This window comes from Micromonospora sp. HK10, from assembly GCF_000982955.1.
Taxonomy (GTDB): Bacteria; Actinomycetota; Actinomycetes; order Mycobacteriales; family Micromonosporaceae; genus Micromonospora.
The window spans coordinates 1-11,192 of record NZ_KQ058738.1 but is presented as its reverse complement, the minus strand read 5'-3'; the positions used below and the strand labels follow the sequence as shown (position 1 = coordinate 11,192).

Sequence of the window (11,192 nt, the reverse complement as noted above, 5' to 3'; positions counted from 1 at the left end):
CACCTGGCGGTCGACGCCGACGCGGCGGATCCTCGGGTGGCCGGGCTGCTGCGGGCGCTGCTGCTGCGGCTCTTCGCCGCGACTCCGGCCGGCGCGCTGCTGGCCCGGTCGGTCGACGGCACGGCGGAGACCTTCAGCGGGTTCGCGGCGCTGGCCGACGCCGGTCTCCTGCCGCCACCCGCGACGGATCTGGCCGGGTTCCGGGCGGTCCTGGCCGAGGCCGAGCAGTGGGTGACCGCCGGCACCGCCCGACAACGCGGGCACGACCGTACGCTGCTGCTGGTGGTGGCCGCCCTGCCGGACGGCACCGCCCCCTCGGACCTCGCCCGGATCGAGGAGCTGGCCGCCCGGGGGCACCGGGCCGGGCTGCACCTGGTGGTGGCCGGCTGGTCGGCGCCGTCCCCGCTGCCCCAGGCCACCACGATCGCGGTCCGGACCGCGTACGCGCTGGTCGGTGACCCGCCGGGGGCCGCGTACGGCGGTCCGGGGGCGGAGCCGCCCGGCGGGCTGAACGCCCCGGTCTTCCTGGCCGAGGATCCGCCCGAGGAGCTGGTCAGCGAGGTCTGCCGCCGGTTGGCCCAGCAGATCGAGGACGGCTCCCGGCTGGCCCTGACCGATCTGCTGCCGGCCGATGAGCTGTGGTCGACGGCCTCGGTCGAAGGGCTCTCCACCATGGTCGGTGACGCGGCGGGCCGGCCGGTCAGCCTCGGCTTCACCGAGTTGACCCCGCACTGGCTGGTCAGCGGCCGGTCGGCGGCCGGCCGGTCGGCGTTCCTCACCAACGCGTTGTTCGGTCTGGCCGCCCGCTACGGGCCGGACGAGCTGGTGCTCTACCTCGCCGATCTGGCCGAGGGTGAGTCCTTCGTGGAGTTCCTGCAGACCGAGCGGGACCGCTCCTGGGTCCCGCAGGTCCGGGCCGCGGGGATGGCGGTCGACCGGGAGTACGTGGCGGAGCTGCTGGGCGAGCTGGAGGCGGAGTTGCGCCGGCGGGAGGACGCGGGCCGGCGGGCCGGCGGCCAGCGGTACGCGGAGCTGCGCGAGCACCAGTCGCTGCCCCGGATCGTCTGCGTGATCGACAGCTTCCCGTTGCTGCTGCGCGAGCGGGACCGGCTCGCCACCGAGCTGCTGAGCCGGCTGGACGCGCTGGCCCGCGCGGCGCGGGCGTACGGGATCCATCTGGTCCTGGCCGGCGAGGGTGACCTGGGCGTCGGGGGTCCGCGTGATCCGCTGCTCGGCCAGTTCCCGGTCCGGGTGGCGCTGCCCGGCGGGTCGGCGGTGCTGGAGCCGACGAACGACGCGGCGGCCGGGCTGCCGGTGGGCAGCGCGGTGGTGAACACGGCCGGCGGCCTCGGCGGCCCGCGCGGTGCGACCCGGGGCCACGAACGGATGATCCGTTTCCCGGACCCGCACGCGGTTCCGGAGGTCCTCGCGGAGCTGCGACACCGGCTCTGGTCGGCCCGCCCGGCGGACGCCGCCCCGCCGGTGGTCTTCGCCGGGTACGCCCGGCCGCTGCTCGCGAACGACCCGCGGCACCGGGCCGCGCTGGCCGGGCGGGCGCACACCCCGGCCGCGCTGCTCGGCCGGGCGGTGGACGTGCACCGCAGCACGGTGGCCGTGCCGCTCGGGACGGCCGCCGGCCGGAACCTGGCGGTGCTGGGGCGGGACGAGGAGGCGGAGCGGCTGCTGGTCACCGCGGTCCGGAGCGCGGCGGTGCAACCCGGCCCGGCGAGCTTCGTGCTGGCGCCGCTGGCGAACGGGTCGGCCGAGCCGGCGGCGGCGCTCGCCGCCGAGCTGGCCGAGCGGCACGTGGTGCGGACCGTGGACGTGGCCGGTCTGCGGGCGGCGGTCGAGGCCGGCGAACCCGGCTACCTGGTGGTCTTCGGGCTGGACGTGCCGGACGCCCGGGAGCTGCCGCCCGAGCTGCTGCGCACGCTGCTGCTGGAGGGTCCGCCGGAGGGGCGGCATCTGCTCGGCTGGTGGCGGTCGGTGGCGCCGCTGGCCGGGCTGGTCGGCCCGGAGGGGGAGGTCGACAAGCTCACCGCCGTGGTGGTGACGGATGTGCCGGGTGCCCGGTTGGAGCAGCTCTTCGACCGGCCGGTGGCGTGGCGGCCCCGGCCGGGCCGGGCGATGCTCTGGGACGGCCCGGGCGAGCAGGGGACGGTTCTGGTGCCGTTCGGGGAGGAGCCGGCGTGACCGAGACCGGTACGGCCGTCCCGGCGTCCCGTCCGGTGGGGCCGGAGACGGCTGCCGACCTGGCCGGGGCGGCCTGGTCGGACTATGTGGCAGCGGCCCGGCAGCTGGACGGGGTACGCCGGGCCGCGGCGACCGCCGCCGGCGAGCAGGCCCGGTCGGTGGCCGCCGCCCGCGAGGAGTTGACCGCGGTACGCGAGCGGCTGGCGCCGCAGCAGTCGCGGTTGCGGGAGTTGGGCGTGGCGGCGCTGTCGCTGGTGCCGACGCCGCCGGAGGTCACCGAGTCGGCGCGGGCGATGGCGGGCGGACCGGCGGCGGTACTGGCCGCCCTGCGGGCCGCCCGGGGCTGGGCGGAGGCGGCCGACGACACGCTCGCGGCCCGCGGCCTGCCCCGGCTGGCCCGCTGGCCGGCGCGCCCGCGCAACCTGCTGGTGTACGGGCCGCTGGCGCTGCTGGTTCCGCTGGTGCAGCTGGTGCTCTTCCTGGCCACCGGCACCGGACCGGTGAGCATCCTGGCGCTGGTGGTCGGGCTGCCGATGCCGGCGGTGGCGTTCATGGCGGGCTGGCTGGCGGTGGGACGGCTGTTCCGGCCCCGGCCGACGGACCGGGTGGACCGGACGCCACGGTTCGGCGCGCTGGTCTGCCTGGTCCCGGCGGTGCTGGCCACCGCCGGGCTGCTGCTGGCGATGCTGGCCGGCGCCTGACGTCGGGGTGCCCCGGCGCGGCGGCCCGGTCGAGCGGGTCCGCCGTCAGCGCGGTGAGCCGGCCGGTCAGCGGTGCAGGATCAGGGACATCGCCTCGGCGCGGGACTTGGCGTCCCGCTGGAGGCTGCCCCGCACGGCCGAGGTGATGGTCTTCGCCCCGGACTTCTGGATGCCGCGCATGGCCATGCACATGTGCTCGCATTCGAGCACCACGATGACACCGCGCGGCTCCAGCTTGGTCATCAGCAGATCGGCGATCTGCGAGGTGAGCCGTTCCTGCACCTGGGGCCGGCGGGCGAAGACCTCGACCAGCCGGGCCAGCTTGGACAGGCCGGTGATCCGCCCGTCCGGCCCCGGGATGTAGCCGATGTGCGCACTGCCCCGGAACGGCAGCAGGTGGTGCTCGCAGAGGCTCATCACGTCGATGTCCCGGACCAGCACGAGTTCCTCGTGGTTGGCCTCGAAGGTGGTGCTGAGCACCTGCGCGGGGTCGACCCGCAGCCCGGCGAAGAGTTCGGCGTACGCGCGGGCGACCCGGGCCGGGGTCTGCTGGAGACCGTCCCGGTCCGGGTTCTCGCCGACGGCGATCAGGATCTCCCGCACGGCCTTCTCGATCCGGGCGAGGTCCACCGTCTCCTCCACCGGGCGCCCGGTCAGCTTGCCGCTGATCAGGCGGGCGGCGACGAAGTCGAGCCCGTCGCCGTCGTCGGGCTCGGTAGCGGAGACGGCCAGCTCCCGGTGCGGGGAGCTGGCCGTCGGGTCGCTGCTCAGTGCGTACCGTCCGAGTTGCTCGACGGGGCACCGCTGACCGAGGCGCCGTCGGCCTGCGCCTGCGCCTTCAGGGCGTCCTTCTCGGCGGGCGTGAGCACGGGCGGCTCGGTGGAGGGCTGGCGCTTGCCGAAGCCGTGGTACGGGGCCATCGGCGGGCGCTTCGCCACCCGGGCGCAGATCCGGGCCATGTCGGCGGTGGAGAGGGTTTCCTTCTCCATCAGCTCGAGCACGATGTTGTCCAGGACGTCCCGGTATTCCACCAGGATCTCCCAGGCCTCGTCGTGGGCCAGCTCGATGAGCGCCCGCATCTCGCCGTCGATCTCGGCGGCCACCGCGTCGGAGTAGTCCCGCTCGTGGCCCATGTTGCGGCCGAGGAACGGCTCGTCGCCGCTGGTGCCGTACTTGATCGCACCGAGCTTGGAGCTCATGCCGTACTGGGTGATCATCGCGCGGGCCAACTGGGTGGCCTTCTCGATGTCGTTGCCGGCGCCGGTGGTGGGCTCGTGGAAGACGAGTTCCTCGGCGGCCCGACCGCCCAGCGCGTACGCCAGGGTGTCGATCATCTCGGCCCGGGTCTGGGTGTACTTGTCCTCGGTCGGCAGGACCAGGGTGTGGCCCAGCGACCGACCCCGGGACAGGATGGTCACCTTGTGCACCGGCGCGGCGTGCGGCAGCGCCCAGGCGACCAGCGCGTGCCCACCCTCGTGGTACGCGGTGATCTTCTTCTCCTGGTCGCTCATCACCCGGGTCCGGCGCTGCGGACCGGCGATCACCCGGTCGATCGACTCCTCCAGGGAGTCATTGGTGATCGCCCGCTGGTCCTTGCGGGCGGTGAGCAGCGCGGCCTCGTTGATCACGTTGGCCAGGTCGGCGCCGCTGAAGCCGGGGGTGCGCCGGGCGACCGAGTCGAGGTCGACGTCGGGCGTGAACGGCTTGCCCTTGGCGTGCACCCGCAGGATGGCCTTGCGACCCTCCATGTCGGGGGCGTCGACCGGGATCTGCCGGTCGAAGCGGCCCGGGCGCAGCAGCGCCGGGTCGAGGATGTCCGGCCGGTTGGTGGCGGCGATCAGGATCACGCCGCCCTTGGTGTCGAAGCCGTCCATCTCGACGAGGAGCTGGTTGAGCGTCTGCTCCCGCTCGTCGTGGCCGCCGCCCATGCCGGCGCCGCGGTGCCGGCCGACGGCGTCGATCTCGTCGACGAAGACGATCGCCGGCGCGTTCGACTTGGCCTGCTCGAAGAGGTCGCGGACCCGGCTGGCGCCGACACCGACGAACATCTCCACGAAGTCCGAGCCGGAGATGGAGTAGAACGGCACGCCCGCCTCGCCGGCGACCGCCCGGGCGAGCAGGGTCTTACCGGTGCCGGGCGGACCGAAGAGCAGCACGCCCTTCGGGATCTTGGCGCCCAGGGCCTGGTACTTCGCCGGGTTCTGCAGGAAGTCCTTGATCTCGTGCAGTTCCTCGACGGCCTCGTCCGCCCCGGCCACGTCCGCGAAGGTGGTCTTCGGCGTGTCCTTGGTGATCATCTTCGCCTTGGACTTGCCGAAGTTGAGCACCCGCGAGCCGCCGCCCTGCATCTGCGACATGAAGAACAGCAGCAGGAGCACGAGCAGCGCGATGGGGAGGAGGTTGACCAGCAGGCTCACCCAGATGCTGTCCGAGGAGACCTTGGTGTCGGCCGGGCCGGTGATCCGGTTGGCCGCCTTGGCCGCCAGGACCTCGTTCCAGACCTGGTTGCCCACCTCGTACGGGAACTGGGCCTCGATCCGGTCGGTGGTGGTGTCACCGAACTTGGTCTTCTGCGCGAGGTTGAGCTGGAGCGTCTGCTCCTTGTCCTGGAAGACCGCCTTTTCGATCTTCGCGGTATGGAGCTGGTCGAGCGCCACCGACGTGTCCACGCGGTGGTAGCTGGGGCCAGCCGTGAAGACTTGACTGAGCAAAACGGCGCCGAGGATGACCAGGATGATCCAGACCACCGGTCGGCGGAAGAAACGCGTACGTTCCATGCTGTCGTCGGGCACCGGAGCGCCCGCATCCTCCTGATCGACGTCCTGACCGTCTGAATGGTGTCGCCGCCTCGAGCGGCGCCGCAGCCGCCGTGCGGGCCGGCCCCGACCCCGGGGCGCGCCAACTGCCGCGCCACGGTCATTCGACGGTACACCGTGCATGCCAGATGTGAGCTTGCGAGCCCGGCACTTACGCGTACGGCGAACCCGGGTTTGAGCCGGCGGGACGAGGACTCCCCGCCCGACCTTCCGACCGCCCGGTCACGCGGTGCGAGGGGTCGGGCGTGGAGGGTGCCTCCACGCCACCGGCCTCTACCGTAGTCCGGAAGGCTGAGAGCCCGCTGAATGTCCGCTTGACGAGGCCCGGACGATCAGTTGCGGGCGTACACCTCGGGCTTGAGCACGCCCACGTAGGGCAGCTCCCGGTAGCGCTCGCCGAAGTCCAGGCCGTAGCCGACCACGAACTCGGTCGGGATGTCGAAGCCGACGTACTTCACCGGCACCTCGACCTTGATCGCGTCCGGCTTGCGGAAGAGCGCGACCACCTCGACGCTGGCCGCGGAGCGCGACTCGAGGTAGCGCAGCAGCCAGGAGAGGGTCAGGCCGGAGTCGACGATGTCCTCGACCACCACCACGTGCCGGCCGGCGATGTCCCGGTCCAGGTCCTTGAGGATGCGGACCACGCCGGAGGAGGTGGTGCCCTGGCCGTACGAGGAGATGGCCATGAAATCCAGCTCGGCGGGCGGGCCCTGGCGGCCCAGCGCCCGGGCGAAGTCGGCCATGAACATGACCGCGCCCTTGAGCACGCAGACGAGCAGGAGACCGTCGTCGACGTGGGCATAATCCGCGGAGACCTGCTTGGCCAGTTCCGCGGTCTTCTCGCGGATCTGCGCCTCGGAGATGATCACGTGGTCGATGTCGGCGTCGTACCAGGAGCCGTCAGCCATGCTCCTAGCCTGCCGTACGCCGGATGGCCGCCGTCGGCGGGGCCGCCCCATTTGGCGCGGTCCCACCGCGGATTTTCGGCGCAGCTGGCGCAAATCATCTCAGCAGGTGCGGGAGCGCCAGCGGCGGCCGTCGTCGGTCGGCTTCCAGTCGGCCGAGTCGCGGCTGTCGGTGGTCAGCCCGGTCGCGCTGGCGGCCAGGAGGAAGAGGAGGAAGAGCAGGAGCAGGAGGACGGTCATGGCGGCGCTCGCTTTCGCGTGGTTGATGTCGGTTTCGCCGCCGGTGCGCACCGGACATCAGCAAGTCTGCGCCCGACCGGGCCGGCCGGACAGTGGCAGAGATGCCAGTGCACGTCGATTTTCTGCCACCTCCTGGGTTACCCTCGTCACATGCTTCGCTCGGTCGCCGTTCTCGCCCTCGACGACGTCGCCGCGTTCGAACTCGGCGTCCTCGCCGAGGTGTTCGGCACCGACCGCACCGCCGACGGCTTCCCCGGCTACCGGTTCGACGTCTGCACCGCCGACGGCGCCCCGGTCCGCAGCCGCTCGGGCTTCCTGCTCACCCCGACCGCCGACCTCACCCCGTTCGAGGACGCCGACCTCGTCGCGGTGCCCGCCCACGGCGACGGGGCACCGGTCCCCGAGCCGGCGCTGGCCGCGCTGCGCCGGGCCGCCGAGCGGGGCGCCTGGGTGCTCAGCGTCTGCTCCGGGGCGTACGTGCTCGGCGAGGCCGGGCTGCTCGACGGGCGGGACTGCACCACCCACTGGCGGCACGTCGACGACCTGCAACGGCGCTTCCCGGCGGCGCGGGTGCGGTGCAACTCGCTCTACGTGCAGGACGGCCGGCTGCTCACCAGCGCCGGCACCGCCGCCGGGATCGACGCCTGCCTGCACCTGGTCCGCCAGGCGCACGGCTCGGCCACCGCCACCCGGCTGGCCCGGCGGATGGTCGTTCCGCCGCACCGCGACGGCGGACAGTCCCAGTACGTCGAGGCGCCCATCCCGAAGGCGCCGGAGGCGCCCACCCTGGAGCCGGTGCTGGAGTGGCTGATGGGCCACCTGGACCGGACCGTCAGCGTGGACGAGTTGGCCCGCCGGGCCGGGATGGCGCCCCGGACCTTCGCCCGCCGGTTCCGCGCCGAGACCGGCACCACCCCGCACGACTGGCTGACCAACCAGCGGGTGCTGCTGGCCCGACGGCTGCTGGAGGAGACCCGGCTGAGCGTGGAGAGCGTCGCCGGCCAGGCCGGCTTCGGCGACGCCGCCGCCCTGCGGCACCACTTCACCCGCCGGGTCGGCACCACCCCGCAGGCCTACCGGACCACCTTCCGCGAACGCGTCGAGGCCTGATCACCAGCCCAGCATCGCCCCGTCCACCCGCGACTCCGAGCCGGCCACGTACCCGCCCGACGGGTGGCGCCAGATGGCCTGCCCGTACCCGAAGACGGCCGGCTGGTCCGCCACCACCACCTCGTGGCCGCGGGCCCGCAGGCCGTCGACCACCCCCGGGTCGAGGTCGGGCTCGACCAGCACGATCCGCCCGGCGTGCCAGTACCAGCGCGGGGTGTCCAGGGCGGCCTGCGGATCCCGCCCGGCGTCGACGGTGGCCGAGACCAGCTGCACGTGCCCCTGCGGCTGCATGTGCCCGCCCATCACCCCGAACGGACCGACCGGCGCCCCGTCCCGGGTCAGGAAGCCCGGGATGATGCTGTGGTACGGGCGCTTGGCCGGCCCCACCAGGTTCGGGTGCGCCGGCTCCAGCCGGAACCCGAGGCCCCGGTTCTGCAACGCGAAGCCGTACCCGGGCACCACCACGTGCGACCCGAAGGCCATGTACGTCGACTGGATCAGGCTGACCATCATTCCGCCCGAGTCGGCCGTGCAGAGATAGACGGTGCCGCCGCGCTCCGGCTCACCGGCCACCGGATCCCCGGCCCGCTCGGTGACCAGCGCCCGGCGGCCCGCCGCGTACGCCGGGTCCAGCAGGGCCGCGGTCGGCACGTCGGCCCGCTCCGGGTCGGCGACGTACGCGTGGGCGTCGGCGAAGCCGAGCTTCACCGCCTCGATCTGCCAGTGCAGCCGCTCCTCCGGGGAGAGCGCGGCCAGGTCCACCCCGTCCAGGACGTTCAGCGCCAGCAGCGCGGCGAGCCCCTGCCCGTTCGGCGGCAACTCCCACACCTCGTGCCCCCGGTACCGGGCGCAGACCGGGTCGACCCAGGTCGAGGTGTGCGCGGCGAGGTCGTCGCCGGTGAGGAAGCCGCCGGTCCGGGCCGCGTACCCGTCGATCGCCGCGGCGATCCGCCCCTGGTAGAAGTCCGCCGCGCGGCTCTCCGCGATCCGCCGCAGCGTGCCCGCCGCCTCCGGGTTCCGCCACCGCTCCCCCGCCTCGGGGGCGCGGCCGTCCACGGTGAACGTCGGCCCGAACCCGGCGTACTCCGCCCCGGCCAGCCCGGCGTGCCCGGCCACCCCGTAGGCCCAGGTGGCGGCGGTGCCCGGGGCCACCGGAAAGCCCTGCTCGGCGTACCCGATCGCATCGGTGAACAGCTCGGCGAAGGGCAGCGAGCCGAACCGTTCGTGCAGGTCCCGCCAGCCGGCCGGGGCGCCCGGCACGGTCACCGGCAGCCAGCCCCGTGCCGGCATCACCGGCCCCACCGCCTGGGCCCCGCCCAGCGCCTCGACCGGCTCCGCGCCCCGCCGGTCGGTCGCCGCCAGCACCAGCTCCCGGGTCAACGCCGCCGGGGACCGCCCGGAGGCGTTCAACCCGTGCAGCCGCTCGCCGTCCCAGACGATCGCGAACAGGTCGCCGCCGATGTCGTTGGAGGGCGGCTGCACCACGGTCAGGGTGATCGCGGTGGCCAGCGCCGCGTCGACGGCATTGCCGCCGCGCCGCAGCACGGCCAGACCCGCGGCCGCCGCGAGCGGCTGGCTGGTCGTGACGGCACCGTTGGGGGCCAGGAGCGGCTGTCGGGGGTACGCCATGCGCCCTGTCTACCGCCTCCGGCGGCTCCCGGCGACCCCCACCTCCCGCGCCCCCCAGCGCACGCCGCGCCCCCGCGCGCCCCGCGCGCCCCCGCGCGCCCAGACGAGCGGCGCGCCGGCCCCCGCGACATGCCGCATATCGTGGCTTTCTTCGGGCCGGAGGGCACGGTTTGCCGCAACCAGAGTTGATCACGACCGGGGTGGCCGGAGTCGAGCACGCGGCGGGACGGTGTGGCGGGACCATCCTGGTCCACGGCGACCCCGGTCCACGGCCATCACGGTCCACAGCAATCCCGATCCACAGCGATCCCGGTCCACAGCGATCACGGTCCACAGCGACCCCGATCCACAGCGATCCCGGTCCACAGCGATCACGGTCCACAGCGACCCCGATCCACAGCGATCACGGTCCACAGCGACCCCGATCCACAGCGATCACGGTCCACAGCGACCCCGGTCCAGGGCGATCACGGGGGCGGGGCGGTCACCGGGTGAGGCGGTCGGCGCGGCGGCGCACCGGCAGGCCACCCGGCAGGTGCACCGGGCCCTGGCCGTGCCAGTCGGTGACCAGGGCGTCCAGCGCGGCGACGTGCCGCTGCGACAGGGCGGCCGGCGCCGCGCCCAGCTCGCGGGCCCAGGCGTGCAGCACCCGGGTGCGTAGCGCCGCCGGCAGCGCGGCCAGCGCGTCGACCGAGAGGCCGCCTTCGGCGCACCGGGCGTCGGCGAGCGCGGCGTCGGCCAGGTCGTCGAGGGCGGCGGTGTCGGCGGCGAGAAGCCGGGCGGTCCGGGCCAGGTTCGCCACCACCCCGGGGCCGAGGGCGTCGACCAGTGCCGGGAGCAGGTCCGCCCGGACCCGCGAGCGGGCGTACGCCGGATCGGTGTTGTGCGGGTCCTGCCACGGACGCAGGCCGAGGGCGGCGCACGCCGCGCGGGTCTCTTCGCGGGGGACGTCGAGCAGCGGGCGGAGCAGGGGCACCCCGGCCAGGTCCCGGCGCGGCGGCATGCCGGAGAGGCCACGCGGGCCGGCGCCCCGGGCCAACGCCAGCAGCACCGTCTCGGCCTGGTCGTCCCGGGTGTGGCCGAGCAGCACCGCGGCGGCGTCGTGCCGCCGGGCGGCGTCGGCGAGGGCCTCGTACCGGGCCGCGCGGGCGGCCGCCTCCGGACCGCCGGGCCGCCCCGGGACCCGTACCGGCACCGCCTCAACGGGATCGAACCCCTGCTCGCGGGCCCAGGCGGCGACCGCCCCGGCCCGCTCGGCGGAGCCGGGTTGCAGACCGTGGTCGACGGTGACCAGGCCGGCCCGGCGGCCGAGGCGGGGCGCCACGAAGGCGGTCGCGACGGCCAGCGCGAGCGAATCGGCGCCGCCGGAGCAGGCCACCAGCACCGGCCCGGCGTCGGGCAGCCCGGTCAACGCCCGGCGCACGGCGAGCCGGACGGCGGCCACCGGCGGAGCGAGAGGGGCCCGGGCCGCGTTCCGCGCCGGTGCACCCGGCCCACCGGCCGCATCGCCCTGCCTCCGCGCCCGCCCGGCCCGCGAACCCGGCCCACTCAAGGCGCCCGACCCCTGCCCGGCCCCCGAACCCGGCCCACTCACCGCG

9 protein-coding genes are annotated in these 11,192 nt (G+C 74.7%); 3 read left to right on the top strand and 6 right to left on the bottom strand.

The genetic code is table 11. The features are described from left to right. Both LQ51_RS08690 and LQ51_RS08685 read left to right on the top strand, forming a co-directional pair. Positions 1-2,193, top strand: a 2,193-nt coding sequence (locus LQ51_RS08690; RefSeq protein ID WP_046564187.1) for an FtsK/SpoIIIE domain-containing protein, incomplete at its 5' end; no start/stop codon positions are given. Next, positions 2,190-2,894, top strand: a complete 705-nt coding sequence (locus LQ51_RS08685) for a hypothetical protein (RefSeq protein WP_046564184.1) — start codon at positions 2,190-2,192, stop codon at positions 2,892-2,894. The genes LQ51_RS08690 and LQ51_RS08685, both read left to right, overlap by 4 nt. Before the next feature lie 66 nt (positions 2,895-2,960). On the opposite strand, the gene folE is transcribed toward LQ51_RS08685, so the two are convergent. From folE to LQ51_RS33345, 4 genes are all read right to left on the bottom strand, one after another. Beyond that, a complete protein-coding gene (gene folE / locus LQ51_RS08680) occupies positions 2,961-3,626 on the bottom strand; it encodes a GTP cyclohydrolase I FolE (protein WP_046564183.1) in 666 nt (221 codons plus the stop codon). Positions 3,627-3,661: 35 nt separating this feature from the next. Beyond that, a complete protein-coding gene (gene ftsH, locus LQ51_RS08675; RefSeq protein ID WP_046564185.1) occupies positions 3,662-5,671 on the bottom strand; it encodes an ATP-dependent zinc metalloprotease FtsH in 2,010 nt (669 codons plus the stop codon). 371 nt (positions 5,672-6,042) lie between these two features. After that, complete coding sequence (hpt, locus tag LQ51_RS08670; protein ID WP_046564182.1) at positions 6,043-6,618, bottom strand: hypoxanthine phosphoribosyltransferase; 576 nt, start codon at positions 6,616-6,618, stop codon at positions 6,043-6,045. Between the two features lie 99 nt (positions 6,619-6,717). Then, positions 6,718-6,855, bottom strand: coding sequence for a hypothetical protein (locus LQ51_RS33345; RefSeq protein ID WP_197087581.1), 138 nt, complete (start codon positions 6,853-6,855; stop codon positions 6,718-6,720). 150 nt (positions 6,856-7,005) lie between these two features. Here LQ51_RS33345 and LQ51_RS08660 point away from each other — a divergent pair, with 150 nt between their 5' ends. After that, positions 7,006-7,965, top strand: coding sequence for a GlxA family transcriptional regulator (locus LQ51_RS08660; RefSeq protein WP_046564180.1), 960 nt, complete (start codon positions 7,006-7,008; stop codon positions 7,963-7,965). Here the strand turns inward: LQ51_RS08660 and LQ51_RS08655 are convergent, their stop codons facing one another. Then, positions 7,966-9,594, bottom strand: a complete 1,629-nt coding sequence (locus LQ51_RS08655; protein ID WP_046564179.1) for a gamma-glutamyltransferase family protein — start codon at positions 9,592-9,594, stop codon at positions 7,966-7,968. Between the two features lie 484 nt (positions 9,595-10,078). Further along, a complete protein-coding gene (gene tilS, locus LQ51_RS08650; RefSeq protein ID WP_046564178.1) occupies positions 10,079-11,038 on the bottom strand; it encodes a tRNA lysidine(34) synthetase TilS in 960 nt (319 codons plus the stop codon). Positions 11,039-11,192: the final 154 nt, after the last annotated feature.